The 23,567-nt window shown below is 63.1% G+C and carries 25 protein-coding genes and 2 tRNA genes; 9 read left to right on the top strand and 18 right to left on the bottom strand.

The window, feature by feature from the left end:
• Window positions 1–267 (bottom strand): transposase (locus BUE21_RS01585; protein ID WP_143164364.1); only part of this gene is annotated, 267 nt, incomplete at its 3' end.
• Between BUE21_RS01585 and BUE21_RS14880 the strand changes: the two genes are divergently transcribed.
• Complete coding sequence (locus BUE21_RS14880) at window positions 266–745, top strand: sensor histidine kinase (RefSeq protein ID WP_073353858.1); 480 nt, start codon at window positions 266–268, stop codon at window positions 743–745. The genes BUE21_RS01585 and BUE21_RS14880 overlap by 2 nt on opposite strands.
• A 28-nt stretch (window positions 746–773) precedes the next feature.
• Here the strand turns inward: BUE21_RS14880 and pth are convergent, their stop codons facing one another.
• From pth to BUE21_RS01550, 6 genes are all read right to left on the bottom strand, one after another.
• Window positions 774–1,361 carry an aminoacyl-tRNA hydrolase gene (gene pth, locus BUE21_RS01575; protein ID WP_073353854.1) on the bottom strand — a complete coding sequence of 196 codons (588 nt, stop codon included), beginning with the start codon at window positions 1,359–1,361 and terminating at the stop codon, window positions 774–776.
• Between the two features lie 123 nt (window positions 1,362–1,484).
• Window positions 1,485–2,081 (bottom strand): 50S ribosomal protein L25/general stress protein Ctc, encoded by a 597-nt coding sequence (locus BUE21_RS01570; protein WP_073353851.1) that lies wholly within the window; start codon window positions 2,079–2,081, stop codon window positions 1,485–1,487.
• A gap of 117 nt (window positions 2,082–2,198) precedes the next feature.
• A complete protein-coding gene (locus BUE21_RS01565) occupies window positions 2,199–3,176 on the bottom strand; it encodes a ribose-phosphate pyrophosphokinase (RefSeq protein WP_073353840.1) in 978 nt (325 codons plus the stop codon).
• A gap of 54 nt (window positions 3,177–3,230) precedes the next feature.
• Window positions 3,231–3,307: transfer RNA gene (locus BUE21_RS01560), tRNA-Gln, on the bottom strand.
• Window positions 3,308–3,632: 325 nt separating this feature from the next.
• The gene (locus tag BUE21_RS01555; RefSeq protein ID WP_084522656.1) at window positions 3,633–4,184 is read right to left on the bottom strand and encodes a lipoprotein insertase outer membrane protein LolB; all 552 of its coding nucleotides are present in this window, start codon (window positions 4,182–4,184) and stop codon (window positions 3,633–3,635) included.
• The gene (locus tag BUE21_RS01550) at window positions 4,165–6,009 is read right to left on the bottom strand and encodes a tetratricopeptide repeat protein (protein ID WP_143164363.1); all 1,845 of its coding nucleotides are present in this window, start codon (window positions 6,007–6,009) and stop codon (window positions 4,165–4,167) included. Before BUE21_RS01550 ends, BUE21_RS01555 begins: the two co-directional genes overlap by 20 nt.
• Before the next feature lie 171 nt (window positions 6,010–6,180).
• On the opposite strand from BUE21_RS01550, the gene mutM reads away from it, so the two are divergent.
• Complete coding sequence (gene mutM / locus BUE21_RS01545; RefSeq protein ID WP_073353838.1) at window positions 6,181–6,996, top strand: bifunctional DNA-formamidopyrimidine glycosylase/DNA-(apurinic or apyrimidinic site) lyase; 816 nt, start codon at window positions 6,181–6,183, stop codon at window positions 6,994–6,996.
• Window positions 6,997–7,004: 8 nt separating this feature from the next.
• Here the strand turns inward: mutM and hisI are convergent, their stop codons facing one another.
• From hisI to folE2, 4 genes are read right to left on the bottom strand one after another with little or no spacing between them, the layout of a single operon-like run.
• Window positions 7,005–7,499 (bottom strand): phosphoribosyl-AMP cyclohydrolase, encoded by a 495-nt coding sequence (gene hisI / locus BUE21_RS01540; RefSeq protein WP_073353836.1) that lies wholly within the window; start codon window positions 7,497–7,499, stop codon window positions 7,005–7,007.
• 16 nt (window positions 7,500–7,515) lie between these two features.
• Window positions 7,516–8,532 (bottom strand): arsenic resistance protein, encoded by a 1,017-nt coding sequence (locus BUE21_RS01535; protein WP_073353833.1) that lies wholly within the window; start codon window positions 8,530–8,532, stop codon window positions 7,516–7,518.
• A complete protein-coding gene (locus BUE21_RS01530) occupies window positions 8,526–9,650 on the bottom strand; it encodes an NAD(P)/FAD-dependent oxidoreductase (protein WP_073353831.1) in 1,125 nt (374 codons plus the stop codon). The genes BUE21_RS01535 and BUE21_RS01530 overlap by 7 nt, the downstream gene beginning before the upstream one ends.
• Before the next feature lie 12 nt (window positions 9,651–9,662).
• Window positions 9,663–10,589: a GTP cyclohydrolase FolE2 gene (folE2, locus tag BUE21_RS01525; RefSeq protein WP_073353828.1), complete on the bottom strand. Its 927-nt coding sequence runs from the start codon at window positions 10,587–10,589 to the stop codon at window positions 9,663–9,665.
• A gap of 140 nt (window positions 10,590–10,729) precedes the next feature.
• Here folE2 and BUE21_RS01520 point away from each other — a divergent pair, with 140 nt between their 5' ends.
• From BUE21_RS01520 to lpxK, 5 genes are all read left to right on the top strand, one after another.
• Window positions 10,730–10,954, top strand: a complete 225-nt coding sequence (locus tag BUE21_RS01520) for a hypothetical protein (protein WP_073353827.1) — start codon at window positions 10,730–10,732, stop codon at window positions 10,952–10,954.
• 75 nt (window positions 10,955–11,029) lie between these two features.
• Window positions 11,030–11,473, top strand: coding sequence for a hypothetical protein (locus BUE21_RS14775; protein ID WP_073353824.1), 444 nt, complete (start codon window positions 11,030–11,032; stop codon window positions 11,471–11,473).
• A 108-nt stretch (window positions 11,474–11,581) separates the two neighbouring features.
• Window positions 11,582–12,214: a MotA/TolQ/ExbB proton channel family protein gene (locus BUE21_RS01510; RefSeq protein ID WP_073353820.1), complete on the top strand. Its 633-nt coding sequence runs from the start codon at window positions 11,582–11,584 to the stop codon at window positions 12,212–12,214.
• Entirely contained in the window at window positions 12,211–12,624 is a 414-nt protein-coding gene (locus tag BUE21_RS01505) for an ExbD/TolR family protein (RefSeq protein ID WP_073353816.1), read from the top strand. Before BUE21_RS01510 ends, BUE21_RS01505 begins: the two co-directional genes overlap by 4 nt.
• 31 nt (window positions 12,625–12,655) lie before the next feature.
• A complete protein-coding gene (gene lpxK / locus BUE21_RS01500; RefSeq protein WP_073353812.1) occupies window positions 12,656–13,693 on the top strand; it encodes a tetraacyldisaccharide 4'-kinase in 1,038 nt (345 codons plus the stop codon).
• A gap of 97 nt (window positions 13,694–13,790) precedes the next feature.
• On the opposite strand, the gene BUE21_RS01495 is transcribed toward lpxK, so the two are convergent.
• A tRNA-Leu gene (locus BUE21_RS01495) sits at window positions 13,791–13,877 on the bottom strand.
• Between the two features lie 61 nt (window positions 13,878–13,938).
• Here BUE21_RS01495 and rnr point away from each other — a divergent pair.
• A complete protein-coding gene (gene rnr / locus BUE21_RS01490; RefSeq protein ID WP_234971013.1) occupies window positions 13,939–16,236 on the top strand; it encodes a ribonuclease R in 2,298 nt (765 codons plus the stop codon).
• Window positions 16,237–16,630: 394 nt separating this feature from the next.
• Entirely contained in the window at window positions 16,631–17,344 is a 714-nt protein-coding gene (gene tsaB / locus BUE21_RS01485) for a tRNA (adenosine(37)-N6)-threonylcarbamoyltransferase complex dimerization subunit type 1 TsaB (RefSeq protein WP_073353809.1), read from the top strand.
• Window positions 17,345–17,360: 16 nt separating this feature from the next.
• Here tsaB and hprK read toward each other — a convergent pair whose 3' ends face one another.
• The 6 genes from hprK to BUE21_RS01455 form a co-directional block, all read right to left on the bottom strand.
• Entirely contained in the window at window positions 17,361–18,335 is a 975-nt protein-coding gene (hprK, locus tag BUE21_RS01480) for an HPr(Ser) kinase/phosphatase (RefSeq protein ID WP_073353806.1), read from the bottom strand.
• Window positions 18,336–18,387: 52 nt separating this feature from the next.
• Window positions 18,388–18,867 carry a PTS IIA-like nitrogen regulatory protein PtsN gene (gene ptsN / locus BUE21_RS01475; RefSeq protein ID WP_073353803.1) on the bottom strand — a complete coding sequence of 160 codons (480 nt, stop codon included), beginning with the start codon at window positions 18,865–18,867 and terminating at the stop codon, window positions 18,388–18,390.
• Between the two features lie 222 nt (window positions 18,868–19,089).
• Window positions 19,090–19,845, bottom strand: a complete 756-nt coding sequence (locus BUE21_RS01470) for a lysophospholipid acyltransferase family protein (RefSeq protein ID WP_073353905.1) — start codon at window positions 19,843–19,845, stop codon at window positions 19,090–19,092.
• A gap of 68 nt (window positions 19,846–19,913) precedes the next feature.
• Window positions 19,914–20,285 carry a tRNA-binding protein gene (locus BUE21_RS01465; RefSeq protein ID WP_234971016.1) on the bottom strand — a complete coding sequence of 124 codons (372 nt, stop codon included), beginning with the start codon at window positions 20,283–20,285 and terminating at the stop codon, window positions 19,914–19,916.
• A 2-nt stretch (window positions 20,286–20,287) separates the two neighbouring features.
• Window positions 20,288–22,525: a glycine--tRNA ligase subunit beta gene (gene glyS, locus BUE21_RS01460; protein WP_073353800.1), complete on the bottom strand. Its 2,238-nt coding sequence runs from the start codon at window positions 22,523–22,525 to the stop codon at window positions 20,288–20,290.
• 146 nt (window positions 22,526–22,671) lie between these two features.
• Window positions 22,672–23,280, bottom strand: a complete 609-nt coding sequence (locus BUE21_RS01455; protein WP_073353899.1) for a class I SAM-dependent methyltransferase — start codon at window positions 23,278–23,280, stop codon at window positions 22,672–22,674.
• Window positions 23,281–23,567 lie beyond the last annotated feature (287 nt).

Here is a 23,567-nt window from a genome sequence, read left to right as displayed (position 1 = left end):
AGCCTTTGCCAAGATATCGCGCTCCTGCTTAACTTGCCTGAGCTCGCGCCGTAATGCGGTCAATTCTTGGCGCTCAGCGGTGCTCAACGGTGCATCTGAAGACGTATCGCCGGTTTCATCAATTTGACTCTGGCGAACCCAGGTGCCAATGCTGGTGGCGTGGCATCCAAACTCTCGGGCAAGTTCAGCATGTGTGCGACCTGCTTTGGCCAGCTCAACAATTTGACTGCGAAACTCAGGTGGATACTGCGGGCGTTTTGAAGACATGATGGACTCCTTCTTTGAGAAATATAAGGTGTCCGGTCAATGGGGGGAACTTCAGATTGCCGGGTTGTTGCGCAGTCTGGTCAATGAATTGATCGAGGAGGGTGGCCTGGCGACTCTGGACATGCCGGACGACGTGATGCTGCCGCTGCGAATGAATGCGTTCAAGCGTGCCATCCGCAACATTGCGCAGAACGCCATTCGCTATGGCGGCGAGGCGAACATCCGTGTTGTCAGGCGGGAAGAGCATGTGCTGATTCTGATCGAGGATCATGGCCCAGGTATTGCTGAAGCCGATCGTGATAGGGTATTCGAACCATTCGTGCGGCTTGAGCCTTCCCGTAATCGGGACACCGGAGGCAATGGACTGGGACTGGCCATTGCGAAGGCGGTCATTGAATCGCACGGTGGTGACATTTCCATTGGCATGGGTGCCCATGGCGGTGCGTTGATCACCATTACGATGACTCGTTGCTATTGACAGTCAAAGCCCTCTCTGGCCTGAGGAATCAGGGCTTATGCGGGCATGGCATGGTATGGATGGTACGCATGGCCAGTTCCATTTCTGCGGGCAGCAGATCGGGCAAGGCGCGCAGGCAGCGGTCGATGGCCTGATCGATGGCGATGCGGTCGTCGGGTGAAGGCTTTTGCAGCACCCAGTGAATCACTTCGGAGCGCACCCCCGGATGCCCCACACCCAGGCGCAGTCGCCAGTAGGCATTGCTGCCAAGTTGCGCCTGAATGTCCTTGAGGCCGTTGTGTCCGGCGTGGCTGCCGCCGAGTTTCAGGCGCGCCTGGCCGGGTTGCAGGTCCAGTTCATCGTGAACGACCAGAATTTCTTCGGGAAGGATTTTGTAGAACCGTGCCAGCGCGGCCACAGCCTGCCCGGAGCGGTTCATGAAGGTGCTGGGCTTGAGCAGCCAGACAGGCTGGCCATGCAGCTGAGCCTTCGCCACCCAGCCCGCAAAGCCGCGTTCCACGTTCCAGCTTACGGGATACTGGCGTGACAATTCATCCATCCACCAGAAGCCGGCATTGTGGCGGGTGCGTTCGTATTCCGTGCCGGGGTTGCCCAGCCCGACCAGCAGTTTCAACATGGTAAAGACCTCAAGACAAAAGCCTGACCAACGGGCTGTCGGTCAGGCTTGATTTCCGGTGTGAATGGCAACCGCCCCAGGCTGTGGGCCGGGCATGGGTTGCCATTCGGCACTGCCGTTCAATCAGGCAGTGGCTTCTGCCGCAGGGGCTTCTTCTTCCGGGGCAGGGGATGCGTTGGCCAGTACGGCGTTGGTGGCCAGTTGGCGTTTGGTGATGTTCACGCCGCGTGGCAGCTTGATGTCGCGCAGGCGCACCACACCGTTTTTCTTCAGTGTGCTCAGATCCACAGTGACGAATTCGGGCAGGTCGGCAGGCATGCAGCTCACTTCGATTTCGGTGGTGACGGTGTTCACCAGCTGGCCTTCGGTCTTGACTGCATCGGACTCTTCGGCACCGCTGAAGTGCAGTGGCACAGTCATGTGCAGGCGGGTCTTCTCATTGACGCGCTGGAAGTCGAGGTGCAGCACCAGTTGCTTGTAGGGGTGGTATTGCACGTCGCGCAGCAGGACTTTCTCGGTCTTGCCGTCGATTTCCAGATCGAGCACGCTGGCGTGGAATGCTTCCTTTTGCAGCGCGAACCACAGGGGGTTGTGGTCCAGTTCGATCAGTTGGGGCTGCTCGGAACCGCCATAGACGATGCCGGGGGTACGGCCACCAATGCGCAGGCGGCGGCTCGCACCCGTTCCTTGCTTAGCGCGTGTGTATGCAGAGATTTGCATGATTTTTTCTCCGTGAAGGGCATGCCGCGACCAGCGATGCCCGGTTGATGAAAATACCCCCGTTCGGGGGCATGGTTGTGAAATCGGAACCGGCGCGCCCTGCACGCCAGAGTCAGGTCAGAACAGCGCGTCCTGATCGTTGAACAGGCTCATGACCGAATCGCCCTTGGCAATGCGCTGGATGGTTTCGGCAATCAGCGGGGCGGCACTGAGCTGGCGGATCTTGCCGCACTGGCGGGCCGCCTCGCTCAATGGAATGGTGTTGGTGACGACCACTTCATCCAGGGCTGCGCCGCTGCTGATGCGGTCCACGGCCGGGCCGGAAAAGATCGGGTGCGTGCAGTAGGCGTAGACTTTTTTCGCACCGCGCTCCTTGAGCACTTCGGCGGCCTTGAGCAGCGTGCCGGCGGTGTCGATCATGTCGTCCATGATGATGCAGTTGCGGTTTTCCACGTCACCGATGATGTTCATCACTTCGCTGACGTTGGCCTTGGGGCGGCGTTTGTCGATGATGGCGAGGTCGCAGCCCAGTTCCTTGGCCAGGGCGCGTGCCCGCACCACGCCGCCCACGTCGGGCGAGACCACCAGCAGGTCTTCGTACTGCTTCTGGCGCAGGTCGTTGAGCAGGATGGGCGAGGCGTAGATGTTGTCCACCGGGATGTCGAAGAAGCCCTGAATCTGGTCGGCGTGCAGGTCCATGGTCAGCACGCGCGCCACGCCCACGGTTTCCAGCAGGTTGGCGACGACCTTGGCAGAGATGGGCACGCGGGTGGAGCGGGGGCGGCGATCCTGACGCGCATAGCCAAAGTACGGAATCACGGCACTGATGCGCTCGGCGGAGGCCCGCTTGAGGGCATCGACCATGATGAGCAGTTCCATCAGGCTGTCGTTGGTCGGGGCGCAGGTCGATTGCACGACGAAGACATCACGCGCACGCACGTTTTGCTTGATTTCCACGGTGACTTCGCCATCGGAGAAGCGGCCCACATGGACAGCACCCAGGCTGATGCCCAGATGGTGCGCAATTTGCTCGGCCAAGGCAGGGTTGGCGTTGCCGGTGAACACCATGAAATCGGGATTGTGGTATTGGCTCATAGGATCGCCACAGTGGGGGTGTGGGGAAAATCGAATGCAATCGATCAGAAATGGTGGCAGGGGAGGAAGGATTCGAACCCTCGAATGCCGGAATCAAAATCCGGTGCCTTAACCAACTTGGCGACTCCCCTACGCGATAGAAACCCAATTGGGTTTCTATCATGAAACCTTGCTGCTACAACCGGCCAGTTTGTTGTAGAGCATTCAGCAGTGCCCTGCTTTGATCTGCTATTCACACAATATGCAGTGAATAAGCGCGGCATTGTAGCAGAAAAAAACGAACCCGAACAAGGACTCTGTGTTTTTTTGCATGGTGCAAGCGGTAAGACCTGCACCGAAGCCGCCGATCAGTTTTCGTCAAACTCGTCGAGTGATGCAGCGAAGCGCAAAATTATACGCGGTTTTTTCGAGTTTTTGCAAAAATTCTGAAGAATGGTTCAGGCGGGAATGTGGACGCTATTCTTCGCTGTGCAGCACGATGCGCATCCGGGTGGTGGGCAGCGGGCTGTGGCGTATCGCATCGATGCGTCCCTGGGCGTAGCGTTCCAGATTCACCTGCCAGCCGCTGGCCTGCGCGGCTTCGCCCGCCAGCCAGGCGAACAGGGCTTCGGTGGGCAGGGGGGTACCGAAGACCTGTGCCAGTAACTGGTCGAGCGAGCGATCCCGGGTGATCTGTGTGCCATCGTCCAGTTCGGCCCTGCGTCCATCCCAGCGCAACTGGGCGATGGTGGTGCCGATGGGGCTGTAAACGTTGAGTGTGCCGTGCCCGATATGCCCCTGGAGCAGGAAGCTGGCAATGTAGGACTGGGGGCGGTCGGCTTCTTCCAGTTGGATGGAGATGCGGCCGCGCCAGTGGCCGGGGCGACCCCGGTAGGGCTGGCGTGGCGCAAGGCTGCACGCGGACAGGGCCAGTGCCGCTGCAACGCTGCCCCAGCGCAGCAGCCATTGCCGGCGCGGCAGCATGGAGGCAGTGGTGGTGGGCAGGGGGTCAGCGCAGCGGGGTGCCATGTCGATCCAGTCTCTGGATGGTTTCTTTCAGGGTGCGGCTGTCGGCATCGAGTTGCAGGCCCTGTTGCCAGATGCTGCGGGCTTGCTGGGGTTGGCCCAGTTTCCAGAGCACTTCGCCAAGGTGGGCGGCGATTTCGGCATCGGGCTGGGCATCGAAGGCCTGTGCCAGCAACTCCTGTGCACGGCCCAGGTTGCCACTGCGGTATTCCAGCCAGCCCAGGCTGTCGGTGATGAAGGGGTCGCCGGGGGCCAGCGCAATGGCCTGCTCCAGCAGTTCGCGGGCCTCACGCAGGCGAATGCCACGGTCGGCCAGCGAGTAGCCCAGGGCGTTTTTGGCGTGGTGGAAGTCGGGCGAGCGGGCGATGACTTGCCGCAGCAGTCGTTCCATCGTGTCCCATTGGCCGGTGCGTTCGGCCAGCAGGGCCTGTTCGTAGAGCACTTCATCGTCGTCGGCATGGCTGTCCACCAGGGTCTGGTGCAGGGTGAAGGCTTCCTGGTAGAGGCCGCTGTCGCGCAGCAACTGGACTTCGGCGCGTACTTTCAGGGCACGGGTGCGTGGGTCGAAGGCGGGCAGTTGTTGCAGCAACTGGCGTGCCTGCGTCAGTTTGCCCTGCCGTGCCAGCAGCGAGGCGCGCTGTACCTGGATGCTGAAGAATTGCTGCGGGTCGTCCACGCGCTCCAGCCACTCCAGTGCCTTGTCGTATTGTTGCTGCTGCTGGGCGATCTGGGCGTGGAGCAGCGCGGCTTCGTTGCGGGCCTGATCCTGAAGCGGGGAGTCGGGCAGGGCTTCGATGAGGCGTTCGAATTGCTGGAGCGAGGCTTCGGCCTGGGTGTGCTGCCGGGTGTGGGTTTGCAGCGCGGCCAGCCCCAGCCAGGTGTCGGGCTGGTCGGGTTGGCGGCGGGTGAGTTGTTCGAGCACTTGCAGTGCCTGCGGGTGATCCTGTTCGGCCAGCAGCAGGCGGGAGTAGGCCATCAGGAAGGGGGGCAGGGCATCGTCGCGGCGGGCGTAGGCCTGTACCACGGGTTCTGCGGCGGCATCGCCCTGTGACAGCAGCTCCAGTGCCAGAAAGGCGACGCCACTGGAGGCCGGGTTGTGGGCGGTTCCCTGCTGCATCAGTGCGTGGGCGGTGTCGCCATCCTGGGCTTGCAGGTGCAGGCGACCCAGTACGGCCAGTGCGTCGGCGTACCAGGGGGAGTCGGGTTGCAGCAGGGCTTGCAGCGCAGCAGTGACGGTGTGCAGCACCTGTTCGCGTTGGGGGGCGCGCTGGTAAAGCAACGGAATGGCGTAGAGGTTTTCGGCCATTTCGGCATCGCTGCTCTGGCTCAGTTCCTGTTGCAGATGCCATTCGGTCTGGTCGATCTGGTTCAGGGCCAGCAGCACTTGCAGCACGGCCTTGTTGGCTTCGCGCGATTGCGGGTGGGCCTGCTGCCATGCCTGGGTGGAGCGCAGCGCACGGTTGCCGTCCTGTGCCATGAAGGCGATTTCGGTGGCGCGCTGGAACAGTTGCGGGCTGTTGCGGGTCTGGCCGGCGCGCATCAGCAGTTCGTAGCTGTCGGTGAGTTCGCCCGATGCGGCCAGTATTTCTGCCAGCAGCACTTCATACAGGGTTTCGGCCTGTGCCCTGGGGGTGAGGTGTGGGGGCGGCGTGTCGGTGCGTTCCGGCAGGGGGCTGGAGGCGGCCAGGGCCGGGACGGCGGGGGATGCGACCACCGGGGTGGCAGGCGCGGTCTGCTGGCCGACGGGCGTGCGCGACTGGCAACCACTGCCCAGCAACGCGGTACAAAGCCCCAGAGAGGCCAGAAAGACGGGTGAAATGGTGCGCATGTGGGGATAATAATCGAAGAACCCGCGCAGGGCGTGTCATCATTCAGATTCGCCCCCGCGCCAGTGCGCCCCGGCAGGCCAATATGAATGATAGTGCCTTGTCTTCTGCGCCGTGCATGGCCTGCCCGTTTTGCATGGCTGCTTTTTTTGATCTGGAGAAAAACACCCATCATGCCCGAATTGCCGGAAGTGGAAGTGACCCGCATGGGGATTGCCGATGCCATCGTCGGCCAGCCGATTCACGCCCTGCGTCTGGGCAAGCCCCTGCGCTGGCCGCTGGGCATTGCGCCGCAGCAGGTGCAGGGGCGGGTGGTGCGGGCACTGCGCCGCCGGGGCAAGTATCTGCTGTTCGATTTGAGCGAGGGGCTGCTGCTGATGCACCTGGGCATGTCGGGCAGTGTGCGGGTGGCCGCGCTCGACAGCGTGGCCGGGGTGCATGACCATGTGGAGATGGTTTTTGATGAGGGCATTCTGCGCCTGCACGACCCGCGTCGCTTTGGCGCACTGGTGTATGCCCAGAGCGATACCGCACCGATGGCGCGCAAGCTGCTGGGCGGACTGGGGGTGGAGCCGCTGTCGCCCGATTTCACTCCCGCCACTCTGCAACGCGGTTTTGCCGGGCGGCAGGTGAGCATCAAGCAGGCCTTGCTGGCGGGCAATGTGGTGGTGGGTGTGGGCAATATCTATGCCTGCGAAGCCCTGTTTCTGGCGGGCATTGACCCTGCCGTGGCGGCAGGGAGCGTGGGCCGCCAGCGGCTGGTGCGGCTGCATGCGGCGATTGTGCAGGTGCTGTCCCAGGCGATTGCCCAGGGCGGGAGCACACTGCGGGACTTTGTCGGTGTGCATGGCAATGCCGGGCATTTTCAACTGACGGCCCATGTGTATGGCCGTGCCGGTGAGCCTTGCCACCATTGCCAGACTCCCATTCGCCAGATGGTGCAGGGACAGCGCAGCACCTATTTCTGCCCGCGTTGCCAGTCTCGCTGAATGCGTGGCTACAGTACCGTGGGGTTGGGCACGTCGCCGTACACGGCCTGGGGGTCGAAGGTTTTTTCGTTTTCCGTGAACACCAGCGCACTGCCGTGCTGGCGTTGCGCACCCACGGGTACGCGGCGGTAAAAGCAGGATCGGTAGCCGACGTGGCAACTGGCTCCACTGCCTGCCACGCGCACGCGCAGCCAGATGGCATCCTGGTCGTCGTCGATGCGCAGTTCCTCGACCTGCTGCACCAGCGCGCTGGTCGCGCCCTTGTGCCACAGGCATTGGCGCGAGCGGCTCCAGTAGTGGGCCTCGCCGGTTTCGATGGTGCGGGTGAGGGCTTCGCGGTTCATGTAGCCCAGCATCAGCACGTCGCCGGTTCCGGCATCGGTGGTGATGCAGGCGATCAGGCCAGCGGCATCGAATTTCGGGGCCAGTTCATGGCCTTCCTCGACTTGCGCAATGCTCTGGCGCGGGGCGAACTGCGGTGCTGGGGTGGATACATGGTGCATGGTGTTCGTCTCGAAGTCAGTGGGTTGGAATGGTTTCTGCGCCTGCCGTGCTGTGGTGGTAGCGGGCATGTGTCTGCGAGCGCAGCAGCAGTTGGCGCAGCAGTGTCAGGTGCGGGAATTCCAGCAACATGCCGATGACGATGGCGGCATGGATGAGCGGTTGATCGGGCAGCGCGGCCATGCTGATGGCCAGCATCAGCGGTGCGTTGCGGGCGGCAATCGTGAGGGTCAGCAGCGCGTGTTCGGGGTAGCGCAGACCTGCCATGCGGCTGAGTGCCTCGCCCAGCACGAAGGTGGCAATGAAGAACAGGAACACCGCCAGCAGCAGCCAGCCAAAGACCCCACGGTACGCCACAATGGTGTCGATGTTCGCGGCGAAGATTTCCATCACCAGCAGTGCGATCACCCAGGGCGTGGTGTGGTCTGCCATTGCCAGCAGCCGCGCGAAGCGGGCAGGGGCCAGCAGTCGGCGCAGGATGTGGTGCGCGGCAGTGGCGACCACCAGTGGCAGCAGAAACCATTGCAGCAGCGTCTGACCGATGAGATCGGCCTCCACCGGCACGATGTTGCGCGTGAACCAGTGCAGGTACAGCGGGTACAGCAGCAACTGCACCACCATGTTGATGGGAATCAGGGCTGTGCCCAGTGCCACATTGCCCTTGGCCAGCCGGGTGAAGCCCAGAAACCAGTCCGTGCATGGCGACATGAAGTAAATCACCAGACCCACCATGAGCAGCGGATGCTCGGGCAGTACCAGCGAGGCAATCGCCCAGCCGATGCACGGCACCAGCACGAAGTTGGCCAGCAGTGCCACTGCAATGAAGCGCAGATGCCCCAGTGCCCGCACGATGGCATTGAAGCGCACGCCAAAGAACAGCAGCCCGATCAACAGCAGCAAGGTGGCATCGACCCGGTCGCTCAACCAGGTGCTGCTATCGGGTGAGAAATGCCCTGTGCCTGCCCCTGCCGCAATGCTGGCGAGCAACAGCAGGGAAATGCCGCTGCCCCCGAGAAATTGCAGAACATTCAGCATTCGCATCCCTCGCAGCAGTCGCTGTTGCCAAACGGCCCCCACGCTCCGCCCTGGCCTTGCAGGGCACTGGGGTCGCTGTCCAGACGCTGGGCGATCTGCGAGGCCACCGCAGCGAAACGCTGGCGGAACTTGTAGATGAAGCAGTAGATGCGATGGTCGTGTCGCACCTGCGGGCCGACCAGGAACAGGCCGGGGGTGCGGGTGGATTCATCGGCATCGCTGAGCAGAATGCGTCCCTCCTCGTTCCATTCCCACAGATCGGCAATCTGGCGCGCACCGCCGCCTTTCAGGAAGCCGGTTCCCAGAATGGGGGGCTGTGCGCATTCCCAGTGGCGGCCATCGGCAGCCCGGACGCGCCAGTTGCCCGCACTGCCGCGCACCACCTTGACCACATTCACGCCGAACACGATCTCCAGCCGACCGCTATCGACGGCCTGATAGAGCCGTTCGCGGCTGTAGGGCGACAGCGACAGGCTGGGATCGTAGGAGCCATCCGGGTCCCAGGTGGATTTGCGCACCAGCAGGCGCACCTGCTTGCCCAACTGGACGAGATGGAAAGCGGCATCCACGCCGCTTTCGTAGCCGCCGATGACGGTGCAGGCGGGGGCATCGAAATCCGCCCAACTGGAGACCTGTGCATAGTGCGGGCACAGCGATGCACCGGGGAATGGCTGCAAATCGGGGAATTGGTATTCGCCCGTGGCCCAGATCAGAAAACGGGTGGCCAGCGGGCCTTTTTCCGTCACCAGATGGAAGCCCCCATCGGACAGGGCCTGCACCTGCTGCACCTTGCAGCCACTGACCACCGGCAACTGGTGTGCCTGGGCCATGAAGCCCAGGTAATTGGCGTATTGCTCGCCGCTGGGGTGTTCCGCGCCGGTGTAGATGGCCGGCGAACTCGGTTCATTGACGGCATTGAGGTCGGCCAGGCCGAACGGATTGCTGTGGAACGATGGCGTGATGAGGCGGGTTTGCTGGGGCCAGCGGCGAAAGGATTCACCGATGCGGTCGCTCTCCAGAATGCAATAGCGTATGCCCGGCAGCTTGTCCAGCGTCAGGGCCATGCCGATGCCGGCTGGCCCGGCTCCCACGATCACTGCGTCCATTGGGTGTTCCATCGGGTAATCCTGTTACAGGTGGCTGGCTGGAGCGGTGGCCTGCGTATGGTCTGGGCCTGCCCAGGCCACTGCATCGTGCGGGTGAAGGCTTTCCAGGTGCTGCACCTGCACGCTGGCATCCTGGTATTCATGCAGGGCCTGCTGCACCCGGCGGGCGGCATCTTCCACAAACATCAGGTTCTGCCCGTTCAGGCGGGCGAATGCCTGCTCGTCGGCGCGTTTCACGGCGGTCTGCACCGGCGTGGCCAAAGCGGCCTCCACCGTGTCGATCAGCGGCAGCAAGCCCAGCGTGGCGGCAGTGGCTGGCAGCGACACCCGCACCCGTGCCACACTGCGCTGGCTGTGCGGGGTCGCCAGTGTGGCCTGCTGGCGCAGCCATGCGGCCGCATCACTGCGGCTCACTTGCTCCTGCCCGGCAAAATGGGCGGTGAAGGCCTGCTCCACCAGTTGTCGCGTCAGGGCTGCGGAGCACGGGCAGGTGGACGAATAGACGATTTCCACGCTTGTGTGCAATGACAGATGGCCATCCTGCCACTGTGCCCGCACCTGCACGGGGTAGGACTTCCAGCCCGCCAGGCCGGGCGTGAGCAGGGCCGCGCGGCGCGCCAGCAGTGCGAAACGCAGTTGCAGGCGTGCCCTGCGTGAGTGGCAGTCGGCATGGCTGTGGATGGCATCGGCCAGCAACTGCGCCAGCAGCGTGGGGGTGAGTGGCTGCTGCACGGCTTCATCCAGCAGGCGGTACAGGCGCGACATGTGGATGCCCTTGGTGTGCGGCTGGGGCAGGTCCACCTGAATGTCGGCCTGGGCATGCACCTGCTGCGGTGCCTCGAATTCGGCCAGCCACAGCGGTACATCGATGCCCTGCATACCCACCCAGTCGAGAGGGGCAAGCACGGCAGGGCACTCGGTCAGGGACACATCGGGAAGGGAGATGTTCATGCAGGAAAATGGAAATGGATTCAATGAAAACAATGGCTTGTCTTCATGGTGAAGAAGACTGCCCAATGCTTTTGCTGAGTTCGATTATAGGTAGAAATACGGTGCGTACGCTTTAATTGATATTTTGTTATCATTATTTCATGCGCAAAAAATCCCCTGTCATCCCTCGCAGCCTGGAAGAATGGCGGCACTGCATCGAGGTGGAATGCGGCATCGCACTCACTCCGCAATACATTGCCCAACGTCGCCAGGCACTCGCACGCTCCGATTCCGAAGAAGTGCAGCAATTCCGCCGCCTGTACGGCGACCGGCACTGGCGGGCGGTGCAGGGCTGGTTCGAGCAGGCCGCTGCATGGGCCGGCTGATCGTTTGCATTTGGATTCGGCGGTCGGGCCGCGTACACTATGCCCTTCCACCACACAATGCACCGGAGGCCCGACATGTTTCCCTGGCTTTGGTTTTGGGCTCCCCATGTGGAGTTTCCGCTCAGTGGCAATGTCATGCAGGACATCGAGCCCAACACCCACTGGTTTTTTGCCGGCATCAAGCCGCAGGCAGGCCATGCCCAGATCGAGGAGCGTGCCTTCAATGTCGCCACCTACGGGCACCAGTTGGGGCTGATTACCGAGGTGCTGCTGGACGTGGCACAGAAAACCTTGCCTGTCGGCACCGAAAGCGCGAAGGCCCTGGCCGAATTGCAACGGGTGCAGGTCGAGATCGAACAGATCAAGGTGGCTGAATACGCCGCAGAAATCGACACGCTCCAGGCCCAGGTAGAACAGGTGCTGCGCAGTGGCGGTCGTCGGGCAGAAAAATTGCTGGCGCAGTTGCAACCCGTGCTTGCACGGCAGGGCAGTGAAGCTGGCTCAGCTCCACTGGCTTGAGAAAACCCCGTCGCCATGCTGTGACAAATTGTCTTTGAATGGCTGGCGGCTGCGCCATAATTGCCGGGCTTTTGTGTTTTTGGGTGTCTGCCCTGGGGAGCTCCGGTTTTGTTATCGATCATTCAAGCCGCTGGCTGGCCGATTTGGCCGCTGATTGTCTGTTCCATTCTGACGCTGGCCATCGTGGCCGAGCGGTTCTACAGCCTCAAGCGGTCAGTGGTCGCGCCGGCCAACCTCACCGATGAAGCCATCTCGGTGTGTGCCAGGGGGTTGCCTTCGGCCAGCGTCATCGAGAAGCTGCGCCAGAACTCCGCGCTGGGCGAAGTGCTGGCCAGCCCCTTGCGCACACTGACCATGAACCCCTACATCCATGAAGACGGGTTGCGGGCCAACATCCAGAACACCGGACGGCTGGTGGCCAGCCGCATGGAGAAACACTTGCAGGCTCTGGCCACGATTGCATCGGCCGCGCCCCTGCTGGGGCTGCTGGGCACGGTGATCGGCATGATCGAGATCTTTGCCTCGCAGGGTGGCATTGATTCGGGCGTGATTACCGGCAATCCGGGGCAGCTGGCGCATGGCATTTCCATCGCGCTGTACAACACCGCGTTTGGCCTGATCGTGGCGATTCCCGCGCTGATCTTCTGGCGGTATTTCCGGGCGCGGGTCGATGCCTACATCCTGGAAATGGAAGTGGCCTCCGAGCGTTTCATCCAGCACCTGCGAAGCCTGCAAGCATGAATTTCCGTCCACGCACCACATCCGAGCCAGACATCAACCTGATTCCATTCATCGATGTGCTGCTGGTGATCCTGATCTTCCTGATGCTCACCACCACCTACAGCCGGTTTCAGGAATTGCAACTGAACCTGCCGCTGGCCAATGCCGAGCAACTGCGTGAGCGGCCGCAGGAAATCGTGGTGGCGGTCAATGCCGATGGCCAGTACGCCATCAACGGCATGGTGCTCAACCGCAACACCACCGACGCGCTCACCGTGCAGTTGCAGAAGGCCGCGCGTGAGGCTCCCGATGCCATTCTCATCGTCAGTGCCGATGCCCAGGCTGCGCACCAGTCGGTGATTTCGGTGATGGAAGCGGCCCGCAACGTCGGATTGGTGAAAGTGACATTCGCCACCCAGAGCCGCAACTGATGCAGAACGCTCCGCCTGCTGCCCACAGTACATGGCCCAGCCGCTGAGTGAGCGCATCCGCCAGAGCTGGCAGGGCAAGGGCTGGCTGAGCACGGCTTTGCTGCCGCTGTCCTGGCTGTATGGCGCAGTCATCGTGGCGCGGCGTGGGGTGCATCGTCTGCGGCATCGTGAACCGGCTGCCCGGCTGCCCGCGTTCGTGATCGTGGTGGGCAATGTGGTGGCTGGCGGTGCGGGCAAGACCCCCGTCACCATCGCGCTGGTACAGGCCTTGCAGCAGCGTGGCTGGCCCGTGGGAGTGGTGTCGCGGGGCTATGGCCGCACAGGGCAGGACTGTCGGCCGGTGCGGCCCGACAGCCATGCCAGTGAAGTCGGCGACGAGCCGCTGCTGATTCACCGCAACACTGGCGCACCCGTGTTCGTGGCCGAACGGCGCATGGATGCCGTGCAGGCACTGCTGCACGCCTGCCCGCAAACCCGCATCATCGTCAGCGACGATGGCTTGCAGCATCTGGCTCTGCCGCGCGATTTTGAAATCTGCGTATTCCATGAGACTGGCATTCAGAATGGCCGCCTGCTGCCCGCCGGGCCTCTGCGTGAACCCTGGCCGCGTGCCGTCGATGCCGTGCTGTACCGGGGCGAAGCCAGCCCGGCGATACGCCAGCACCCGCATGCCTGGCCGGTGCAGCGGCAACTGGCTGCGCAGACCCGTAACGGTCTGGGGGAGCAGCGTGCCCTGCGGGATTGGGCGGCCACCCCGGTACTGGCTCTGGCAGGCATTGCCGAGCCGCAAGCGTTCTTCACCATGCTGGAAGCGCGGGGGCTGGTGTTGGCGCAACGTCTGGCCTTGCCTGACCATGCCGATGATGCCGCCCTGCGTGCCCGATTGCCGCTGTTGCAGCAGGCCGTGGCCGCAGGCATGCCGGTGCTGTGTACCGAAAAAGACAGTGTGAAGCTCTGGCCGCTGTTTCCCCAGGCGTATGCCGTGCCTTTGCAGGTGGAGTTGCCCACCGGGTTGCTGGAGCAGTTGGCACAGCGCATCGACCGGGTACTGCCTGCCATTGGCCGCTGAGCGGCTGATGGAGAGACAAACCCACCGCGCGGCCATGAAAAAAGCCCGTGGATACGGGCTTTTGAAGACTTGCATAAACATATGCAAGTAGAATGATTGGTGCCCAGGAGAGGACTCGAACCTCCACGGAGTTGCCCCCGCTAGCACCTGAAGCTAGTGCGTCTACCAATTTCGCCACCTGGGCACTTCAGGAATTCCGAGATTATATACAGAAAAACGGACTGCAATTGAAAAAAACGAATTTGATGCAAGAAATTGTTGGCGAAGTGCAAGGCCGACGCGAAGGACACGGTTTTGTCAGGCCCGATGATGGCTCTGAAGACGTGTTTTTGCCGCTGGAGGAGATGCGCCATCTCATCCACCAGGATCGGGTGCGGGTGCGCGTGGTGCGCCACGACCGCAAGGGTCGCCCCGAGGGCCGGGTGCTGGATATTCTGGAACGCCCGACGCGGCGCATCATTGGCAAGCTGCTCCAGGAGAATGGCGTCTGGCTGGTCGCGCCCGAAGACCGCCGCTACGGACAGGATGTGCTGATTCCCGATGCCGCCACCGCCCACGCCCGTGTCGGCCAGGTGGTGGTGGTGGAACTGACCGAAGCCCCCAGCCTGCACGGCCAACCGGTGGGACGCATCAGCGAGGTGCTGGGCGATGCCGACGATGCGGGCATGGAAATCGAGATCGCCGTGCGCAAGTACGACGTGCCGCATGAATTCTCCCCCGCCTGCGAGAAGGCCGCTGCGGCCCTGCCGGCCACGGTGCGGGCGGTGGATCGGCGCGGGCGCGTCGATCTGCGCGACATTCCGCTCATCACCATCGACGGCGAGGATGCCCGCGACTTTGACGATGCCGTGTATTGCGAGCCTGCCAAGGTCGGGCGCGGCAAGGGCTGGCGGCTGCTGGTAGCCATTGCCGATGTCAGCCACTATGTGCCATCGGGCGGAGCCATTGACCACGATGCCTTCGAGCGTGCCACCAGCATTTATTTTCCGCGCCGCGTCATTCCGATGCTGCCCGAGAAGCTCTCCAACGGCCTGTGCTCGCTGAACCCGGAGGTGGATCGCCTCTGCATGGTCTGCGACATGCTGATTACCGCCAGCGGCAAGCTGCACGCCTACCAGTTCTATCCGGGGGTGATGCACAGCCACGCCCGCATGACCTACACCCAGGTGGCCGACATTCTGGGAAACACCCGAGGCCCGCTGGCCGTGCAGTTTGCCGACCGCCTGCCCGATCTGCTGAACCTGCATGGCGTGTTCCAGGCATTGCTGGCGGCACGGCAGGCACGGGGTGCCATCGACTTCGAGACCACCGAGACGCAAATCATCTGCGACGACAGTGGCCGCATTGCGCAGATCGTGCCGCGTGTGCGCAACCAGGCACACCGCCTGATCGAAGAAGCCATGCTGGCGGCTAACGTGTGCAGTGCCGATTTTCTGCTCAAGCGCAAGCACCCCGCGCTGTATCGGGTGCATGAAGGTCCCTCGCCGGAGCGGCTGGATATGCTGCGCAATTACCTGAAAGCCATGGGCGTGCCGCAGACCGTGGGCGACGCGCCCCAACCGCAGGATTTTCAGGCCATTGCCGAGGCCACCAAGGAACGCCCCGACGCGCCGCAAATCCACTCCATGCTGCTGCGCTCCATGCAGCAGGCAGTGTACACGCCGCACAACAATGGCCATTTCGGGCTGGCCTTCAGTGCCTACACGCATTTCACCAGCCCCATCCGCCGCTACCCGGATTTGCTGGTGCACCGTGTGCTCAAGGCGGTGCTGAGCGATGGCAAATACCAGCTCCCGGCCATTCCACCGCCGGGGCAGGCCCATGCCAAGCTGGCGCAGAAACTGGCCGCCAGGGTGGCCGCACCGCAGGCCGACGAGGCCCAGACCCCGCACCAGCGCAGTCGCCAGCCCGCGACGGCCGATGCCACCATGCTGGCCTGGGAGGCCGCCGGTCTGCATTGCAGTGCCAACGAACGCCGTGCCGACGAGGCCAGCCGCGACGTGGAATCCTGGCTCAAATGCCAGTACATGCGCGAGCATCTGGGCGAGGTGTTCGCAGGCAAGGTCAGTGCCGTGACCACCTTTGGCCTGTTCGTCATGCTGGAGAACCTGTATGTGGAAGGGCTGATTCACATCACCGAACTGGGCGACGAGTATTTCCGCTTTGACGAAGCGCGGCAGGAGTTGCGCGGCGAGCGCACCGGAACCCGCTACGGCATCGGCGCGCGTGTCACCGTGCAGGTCAGCCGGGTCGATCTGGATGCCCGCAAGATCGACTTCATCCTGGCGCGCGAAAACCGCAGCCGCCCATCTGCCAGCGGCAAACGGCCTGAATCACCCACTCCAGTGGTGGACGACGAGGTATTGCTGGCGGACACGCTGGTGTCGGCGGTCCGGCGGCGAGAGGCCCGCGCGGCCACGGCCCGCCCTGCGGCACGCAACGGTTCAGCCTACAACGATGCCAGCAAGGCCACGCGTGCCCGTGGCAAGCGGGCGGCTGCCAGCAAGGCAGTCACTGCCAAGAAGGGGCGGCGGGCGAAGTAAGGTTGCATGGAATACCAGAGCGATCGCCCTGCGTCTCTGGCAAAACCTGATTTCCATTTTTGCACTTCGTGAACTGACCCTGCTCCGTCATTGCGGCGAAAGCCGGAATCCAGTAACCCCATGTACCATTGGGCAGTATCGGTGTTTTTTCAACGTCGTAACTGGATTCCGGCTTTCGCCGCAATGACGGCAGTTTGAGGGGTAAAGGCAGTTGAAATGGCCACATTGGCAGCCCTCTCAGAACATTCAGAGCGCAGTGGGTGACGGGGTGGTGGAATTTGTGTTGGGTAAAAATACGGCGCGTATCGGATGCTTTTGATATGGCGCGATCGCCCTGATTGGGGCACGCCCTACAATCTCGGTCTGTCCACTTGCTGCCTGTTGCCCCGCTGCCATGAACCTCCTCGCCCTCGATACCAGCACCGAACGCCTGAGCCTTGCCGTGCAGCACCTTGCACAGGTGTGGGAGCACGAGGGGGTGGCGGGTGCGCAATCCTCCCGCACGCTGTTGCCTGCGGTCGATGCCCTGCTGCATTCCGCCGGGTTGGCCTTGTCGCAGCTCGATGCGGTGGTCTTCGGCTGTGGGCCGGGGTCGTTCACCGGTCTGCGCACCACCTGTGCCGTGGCACAGGGGTTGGCTTTCGGGGCAGGGGTGCGGGGGCAGGTATTGCCCGCCGTGGCAGTGGATTCGCTGCTGGCCGTGGCCGAGGATGCGCGCGGGCGGTATGGCTGTGAGCGCGTGGTGGCGGCACTGGATGCGCGCATGCAGGAGGTGTACACCGTGCAACTGGTGTGGGATGCGGTGCGGGGGGAGTGGCAGCGCGAGTCGGCCATGCAGGCATGCGCGCCCGGGAACCTGCACATTCCCGAGGGCTTCTTGCTGGTGGGCAATGCCCATCTCGTGTATGCCAGCGAGTTGCCGGCGGCGGCCGGTGCGGCCCAGGCGCGGGAAGCATGGCCGCGTGCCACGGCCATGCTGCGCCTGGCTCCTGCGCTGTTGCAGCGCGGCGAAGGCGTGACTGCCGAGGCCATTGCTCCGCTGTACATCCGCAACAAGGTGGCATTGACCACCGAGGAGCGCGAGGCCCAGCGGCGCGCCCGCGACTGACCTGATTTGGAGGAGGTTACGCTTCGCCCAAGTCCCCGGATGCCGCATCCATGGCCTGGCGGTGGCGGATCAGGAACTCCTGGTAGGTGTCGATGCCGCGCACTTGCAGGATGTAGTTGCGCACGGCCGCTTCCACCAGCACGGCAATGTTGCGCCCGACCACCACCTGGATGATGGCCTTGCGCACGGGCACGCCAAGGATGGTTTCGGTCAGCGGCTCGTGCGGCAGGCGTTCGTAGTCGCGCTCCAGCGTTTCCTTGCGCACCAGATGCACGATCAGCCGCAGGCGCATGCGGCGGCGCACGGCGGCTTCGCCAAAGATGGCGCGAATGTCCAGCAGCCCGATGCCGCGCACTTCCAGCAGGTTTTGCAACAGGGCCGGGCACTTGCCTTCGAGGGCATTCTGGTTGATCTGCACGATGTCCACGGCATCGTCGGCCACCAGCCCGTGCCCGCGCGAGACCAGCTCCAGCCCCAACTCGCTCTTGCCGAGGCCAGATTCGCCGGTGATGAGCACGCCCACGCCCAGAATGTCCATGAACACGCCGTGCAGCGTGGTCTGTGGGGCGAACAGCTTGAACAGGTAGCTGCGCAGCACGTCGATGACGTGCGAGGCGGCCTGCTGTGTGGCGAACATCGGGATTTGCGCGCTCTCGCACATTTCCATCAGCTCCACCGGTGCGGTCTGGCCATCGGCCAGAATCAGCACCGGCGGCTCCAGCATGGTGATGCGCACGATGCGCCGCAGGCAGTCCTGTCGGCCGGAGCGGGTGAGGTAGCTGATTTCCCGCGCACCCAGCACCTGGGCGCGGAATGGGTGGATGTAGTTCAGATAGCCCACCAGATCGGCCCCGGCCGTGCCCGGTTGCAGGGCCTGCTCGTCAAAGCGTCGCGCGTAGGCATCGCGCCCGGCAATCCATTCCCATTGCAGGACTTCCTGGAACTCCCGGAACAGAACCTGGGCACTGACGGTGTTGATGGGGGGGGCCATGCGGGCGTCTCCTGAGGGGGGCGAGGCGATGGGCTGTGCCGTGCAGAGGGTGTCAGACAGAGGCGGTCATCGGCAGGGCCGGTTGCCAGCGCGAGATGAGCTGGTACAGCTCGTTGGCATCGCGGCTGGATTTCAGGGTTTCGCGCAGTGCTGCATCGCTGAGCAGTTCGGCGATTTCCGAGAGGATTTCCAGGTGCTTTTCGGTGGCGGCTTCGGGCACCAGCAGGAAGATCAGGAAATTGATGGGCTGCTCGTCGGGCGCGTCGAAACCAATCGGCTGTGCGAGTTGAAAGACGGCAGCCATGGGCGATTTGAGGCCCTTGATGCGCCCGTGCGGAATCGCCACGCCATGCCCCAGTCCGGTGGAGCCCAGCCGCTCACGCGCAAACAGGCTCTCGGTCACCACTGCCCGTGAAAGGCTGTGCAGGCTCTCGAACAGCAGCCCTGCATCTTCAAAAACACGTTTCTTGCTGGTGACTTCGACATTGACCAGAATCTGGTTGGAGGGGAGGATGGAAGCGAGTCGGTTCATCTTGGGGTATCAATCATGCAGGAAAGGCAGAGAAACAAGCCTTTGGCTTATCGTCGTCGGGAAGGCTGCGAAAAGACCGCCACACCCGCAAGAATATGACGATTTTCACACGACCGCAGGAAAAAACCGTGCCATGACGGCAATTCAGGGTGGCAATGGGCCGCATCGGTGTTTGCGCAGGTGCAGGCGCGGCGCGATTATAAGAACCTGTTCACGATCTTCTCAATCGGGCCGGGGCGCGTAGGCATCCGGGTCGAGGCGGCGCATTTCGGCTTCGATCCAGTCCTGCACTTTCTGCGTCAGGTCGGTGGCGTTTTCGCCTGCGCTGGCAATGGGCGCGCCGATGGAGACATCGACCACGCCGGGAAACTTCACAATGGCCCGCCCCGGCCAGCAACGGCCGGAGGTGACGGCCACCGGAACGACCACCGAGCCGGTTTCGATGGCCAGCCGTGCCCCGCTGCTGCGGTACTGGCCGGTTTCGCCACGCGGCACACGCGTGCCTTCGGGGAACATGATGATCCAGCTTCCCTTGGCCAGCAGTTTCTTGCCCTGTTCGATGACTTTGTGAAAGGCCTTGGCCTTTTGCGAGCGGTCGATGTGGATCATGTCCATGCGGCCAATGCCCCAGCCAAAGAACGGGATGGACAGCAGTTCCTTCTTGAACACATAGGCCAGCACAATGTGGCGCAGCACCAGCGGCATCAGAAAGGTTTCGTAGGTCGATTGGTGCTTGACCAGCAGCACCACGCCGGGGTATTCGCCCGGCCGGGGCAGGTTCTCCATGCCCTGCACGCGGTAGTCGATGCCGGTGATCCAGCGCGCGCCTTTCACGCAAAGGTCAAGCCAGGCCACGCCGATGCGGTACAGCGGTTCGCCGCGCACGCCCAGCAGGGCTTGCAGTATCAGCCATCCGGCGTATGGAACCAGGAAAAAGCCCATCCACAGCAGATGGACGAGGGAGCGCGGCACGGCCAGCAGGTACTGGAAGAAGCCGGGGCGGGGCAGGGGGGAGCGCGGCATGGGCAAGGTCGATGGTCGGGAGGTTACAGCAGCCGCGTACCCAGCGGCACAGCGCGGTCGGGCACGCACAGGGCGACATGGCCGTTTTCGTCGTGAAAGCCGGTCACCAGGCATTCGGACTGGATGGGGCCGATCTGTTTTTTCGGGAAGTTCACCACCGCCACCACCTGCCGCCCGATCAGGTCTTGCGGCTGGTAGTGGTGGGTGATCTGGGCACTGGATTTCTTCACGCCCAGTTCCGCACCGAAGTCCACATGCAGCAGGTAGGCGGGCTTGCGGGCCTGCGCGAACACTTCGGCCTGCACGATCTGCCCCACGCGCAGTTCCACCCGCAGGAAGTCGTCCCAGCCAATGAGGGCAGCGGGGGCCGTGCCGTTCATGCCGGTGGTGCCCATGCTCATGCGGCCAGACGCGAGATGTCGGCCACGCGGTTCATGGCCTGTTGCAACTGCGCCAGCAGCCCCAGCCGGTTGGCCTTGAGGGCGGCATCGTCGGCATTGACCATGACGGTATCGAAGAAGGCATCCACTGGCTCCTTGAGCGCGGCCAGGGCTTGCAGCGAGGCGGTGTAGTCGCCTGCGGCAAAAGCCTGTTCTGCCTGGGGTGCGGTGGTTTGCAGTGCGGCGTAAAGGGCCTGCTCGGCGGCTTCCTGCAACAGCGCGGTATCAACCATGGGCTGTACGGTGTCTTTGGGCCTGTTTATGTTGAAAAAGCCAATACCTACATTTATGAATGCTGCACCGAGAATGTTTATAGGCATAGCAGTAGGCGTTGTAGTTATGTCGGCCTTCTTCAGGATGTTGGAGACGCGCTTGTTGGCGGCGGCCAGTGCCGGGGCTTCGGGCAGGCTGGCGAAGCTGCGCACGGCGTGCAGGCGGGTGGCGACATCGGCCAGCTTCTGCGGGTGCAGGGCGAGCACGGCATCGACTTCCTGGGCCGTGTAGCCCTGTTCGCGCAGGTTGCCTGCGAGGCGTTCCTCGATGAAGCGGCTCAGTTCGGCACGGGCATCCTGGAATGGCGTGCCTTCGGGCAGGTGTGCGGCAAATGCGGTCTGGGCCAGGGCCAGCAGTTCATCAAGTGCGAGTTGCGGGGCTTTTTCCACCAGCATCCGAATCACACCCAGCGCGTGGCGGCGCAGTGCGAACGGGTCCTTGTCGCCGGTGGGCAGGTTGCCGATGCCGAACATGCCCACCAGCGTCTCCAGCTTGTCGGCCAGGGCCACGGTCACGCCAATCGGGTTGCGTGGCAGGGCATCACCGGCAAAGCGGGGGCGGTAGTGGTCTTCGATGGCATCGGCCACCGCATCGGGCAGGCCATCGTGGCGGGCGTAGTAGCGGCCCATCGTGCCTTGCAGTTCCGGGAATTCGCCCACCATGTCGGTGAGCAGGTCGGCCTTGGCCAGTTGCGCGGCCTGTTCGGCCTGGGCCACGTCCAGCCCCAGTTGGGCGGCAATGGCCTTGGCAATCGCCACCACGCGCAGGTTGCGCTCGCCCTGGGAACCCAACTGGTTGTGATAGACGACCTTGTCCAGCAGCGGCAGGCGGCTTTGCAGGGTTTTCTTGCGATCTTGATCGAAGAAGAACTTGGCATCGGCCAGACGCGGGCGCACCACGCGCTCGTTGCCGCCAATCACTGCGCTGGCATCTGCGGGGCTGATGTTGCTGACGATGAGGAAGCGGTGGGTCAGCGTGCCATCGGCGGCCAGCAGCGGGAAGTATTTCTGGTTGGCCTTCATCGTCAGAATCAGGCACTCCTGCGGCACTTGCAGGAATTCTTCCTCGAACTGGCACACCAGCACGTTGGGGCGTTCCACGAGCGCGGTCACTTCGTCCAGCAGCGCGTCGTCCTCGATCGGGCGGCAGCCTCCGCCCACCTGGGCGGCAGCGGCCTGCAATTGCGCCACGATGCTCTGGCGGCGTTCCTCGTAGTGGGCGATTACCGCGCCTTCGTCGCGCAGTTGCTCGGCGTAGCGGTCGGCATGGGCCAGCACGATCGGGCTGGACTGGGCCTCGAAGCGGTGGCCGTGCGTGGTGTTGCCTGCCACCAGGCCCAGGGCCGTCACCGGCATGATGTCCGCACCGTGCAGGGCCACCAGACCGTGGGCGGGGCGCACGAAGCTGACGCTGTCCCAGCCGGGCAGGGCCACGCCGGTTTCCAGTTGGTAGCTCATGACCTTGGGAATGGGCAGGCGGGCAATGGCCTCGTCCAGTGCCTTTTGCAGACCGGCTTGCAGGCTGGCTCCAGCCTGGGTGCTGTCGAGGAACAGGCTCTCGTTCTTGCCTTCGCCTTCGCGGCGCAGTTGGCCCAGTGTCGATTCCACTGCCGCATCGGCCACGCCCAGTGCGGCGAGTTTCTTCAGCAGTGCGGGGGTGGGCTGGCCGTCGCGCAGCCCCACAGAGACGGGCATGAGTTTCTGCGACACCGGCTTGTCGGCCGCCCTGGCGGCCACGTCCGTCAGGTGCACGGCCAGACGGCGTGGCGTGGCAAAGCCGGTGGCGGTGCTGGCCTGTGCCAGCAACCCCTGGCCGCGCAGGCCATCGGCCAGCAGCGTGGCAAAGGCTTCGCCCAGCTTGCGCAGGGCCTTGGGCGGCAGTTCTTCAACAAACAGTTCGACAAGAAGATTCTGGGTGGTCATGGGATAGGGGTCTCGGAAGCGACTCATGCCACTGCGGCGCAGGCCGTGTCAGGCAATGAAGGCAAAAAAACGATCACCCCGCATTGTGCGGCAAACCACCTGCCACAGCGGGCAAAACGGCGGGTTTTGCCGCCCATGCGTGGGGTTCAGGTGGCTGGTCTCTCGCCTTGCAGCAGGAAGAGCGGGTAGTCGCGGCCATTGCGGTTGCGCACTTGCACCACGGTGGCCAGCGTGACATTCACAAAACCGGCCTGCTGTGCCAGCGTGGTCAGGGCATCGGGTGCGAAGCCGAAATGCTTCACGCCCTTGGCCTCATTGTCGCCGTGGAAGCTGCCGTCTTCCTGCACCAGATCGACCAGGGCCATGCGCCCACCGGGGTGCAGGTGCGCGAAAAATACCTGCAACAACCCCGCCGTATCGGCCACATGGTGCAGTGCCATGCAACTGACCACGCCGTCGTAGGACTGCGGCAGGCCGTCGAATACATCGGCACACAGCGTGTCCACATTCGCAAAGCCCTTGTCACGCAACACTTGCAGCATATTGGCGGAAGTGTCCAGGGCCGTCACGCGCCCCACATGTGCAGCCAGTGCGGTGGCCAGCATGCCGGTGCCCGCGCCAAAGTCCAGCCAGTGTTGGCTGGAGTCGAGCGGCAACACCTCCAGCAGATGCGCCGAAACCTGCGCCAGTTGCAGCGACATGGGCCGCTGATCCCAGGTCTGGGCGGCGGTATCGAAGTGGGATGGAGTGGTCATGGGGTTTTCCTCTGTGTCGCTGAACCTGTGATTGTCGTCCAGTTGTGGGAATGACACGAACAAGAGCGATTGGCCCGTTTGGCACTTATCATTGGCCAATCGAAGGTGGATGAATCCATCAGAAAATAAGAAACAAATAAAGTGGTGTGAAACCACGCATGCCTGGGAACCATGGCATGTGCAGGCCATGTTCACCCATTCATAAAACGCAGCGTCGCCGCCACAGCCGGGTCATACCGGATTCGGAAAATAAGTTTGATTTTTGGCAATGTCGGGACTTCCCGGCA

The sequence above is a fragment of the Lampropedia hyalina DSM 16112 genome (assembly GCF_900129055.1).
Taxonomy (GTDB): Bacteria; Pseudomonadota; Gammaproteobacteria; order Burkholderiales; family Burkholderiaceae_C; genus Lampropedia; species Lampropedia hyalina.
Note: the sequence above shows the minus strand (reverse complement) of the source record. Positions and strands in the feature narration are given on the sequence as shown.

Excerpts from the sequence above, each read along its gene's own strand:
- BUE21_RS14775 (WP_073353824.1), top strand. The coding sequence starts at position 11,030 with ATGTTTCCCTGGCTTTGGTTTTGGGCTCCCCATGTGGAGTTTCCGCTC.
- folE2 (WP_073353828.1), bottom strand. The coding sequence starts at position 10,589 with ATGAACATCTCCCTTCCCGATGTGTCCCTGACCGAGTGCCCTGCCGTG.
- BUE21_RS01565 (WP_073353840.1), bottom strand. The coding sequence starts at position 3,176 with ATGAGCCAATACCACAATCCCGATTTCATGGTGTTCACCGGCAACGCC.
- BUE21_RS01530 (WP_073353831.1), bottom strand. The coding sequence starts at position 9,650 with ATGGAACACCCAATGGACGCAGTGATCGTGGGAGCCGGGCCAGCCGGC.
- BUE21_RS01520 (WP_073353827.1), top strand. The coding sequence starts at position 10,730 with ATGCGCAAAAAATCCCCTGTCATCCCTCGCAGCCTGGAAGAATGGCGG.
- pth (WP_073353854.1), bottom strand. The coding sequence starts at position 1,361 with ATGTTGAAACTGCTGGTCGGGCTGGGCAACCCCGGCACGGAATACGAA.
- lpxK (WP_073353812.1), top strand. The coding sequence starts at position 12,656 with ATGGCCCAGCCGCTGAGTGAGCGCATCCGCCAGAGCTGGCAGGGCAAG.
- rnr (WP_234971013.1), top strand. The coding sequence starts at position 13,939 with ATGCAAGAAATTGTTGGCGAAGTGCAAGGCCGACGCGAAGGACACGGT.
- BUE21_RS01550 (WP_143164363.1), bottom strand. The coding sequence starts at position 6,009 with ATGCGCACCATTTCACCCGTCTTTCTGGCCTCTCTGGGGCTTTGTACC.
- BUE21_RS01555 (WP_084522656.1), bottom strand. The coding sequence starts at position 4,184 with ATGGCACCCCGCTGCGCTGACCCCCTGCCCACCACCACTGCCTCCATG.
- BUE21_RS01535 (WP_073353833.1), bottom strand. The coding sequence starts at position 8,532 with ATGCTGAATGTTCTGCAATTTCTCGGGGGCAGCGGCATTTCCCTGCTG.
- BUE21_RS01455 (WP_073353899.1), bottom strand. The coding sequence starts at position 23,280 with ATGACCACTCCATCCCACTTCGATACCGCCGCCCAGACCTGGGATCAG.
- tsaB (WP_073353809.1), top strand. The coding sequence starts at position 16,631 with ATGAACCTCCTCGCCCTCGATACCAGCACCGAACGCCTGAGCCTTGCC.
- ptsN (WP_073353803.1), bottom strand. The coding sequence starts at position 18,867 with ATGAACCGACTCGCTTCCATCCTCCCCTCCAACCAGATTCTGGTCAAT.
- glyS (WP_073353800.1), bottom strand. The coding sequence starts at position 22,525 with ATGACCACCCAGAATCTTCTTGTCGAACTGTTTGTTGAAGAACTGCCG.
- BUE21_RS01505 (WP_073353816.1), top strand. The coding sequence starts at position 12,211 with ATGAATTTCCGTCCACGCACCACATCCGAGCCAGACATCAACCTGATT.
- hisI (WP_073353836.1), bottom strand. The coding sequence starts at position 7,499 with ATGCACCATGTATCCACCCCAGCACCGCAGTTCGCCCCGCGCCAGAGC.
- hprK (WP_073353806.1), bottom strand. The coding sequence starts at position 18,335 with ATGGCCCCCCCCATCAACACCGTCAGTGCCCAGGTTCTGTTCCGGGAG.
- mutM (WP_073353838.1), top strand. The coding sequence starts at position 6,181 with ATGCCCGAATTGCCGGAAGTGGAAGTGACCCGCATGGGGATTGCCGAT.
- BUE21_RS01570 (WP_073353851.1), bottom strand. The coding sequence starts at position 2,081 with ATGCAAATCTCTGCATACACACGCGCTAAGCAAGGAACGGGTGCGAGC.
- BUE21_RS01465 (WP_234971016.1), bottom strand. The coding sequence starts at position 20,285 with ATGGGCACCACCGGCATGAACGGCACGGCCCCCGCTGCCCTCATTGGC.
- BUE21_RS14880 (WP_073353858.1), top strand. The coding sequence starts at position 266 with ATGATGGACTCCTTCTTTGAGAAATATAAGGTGTCCGGTCAATGGGGG.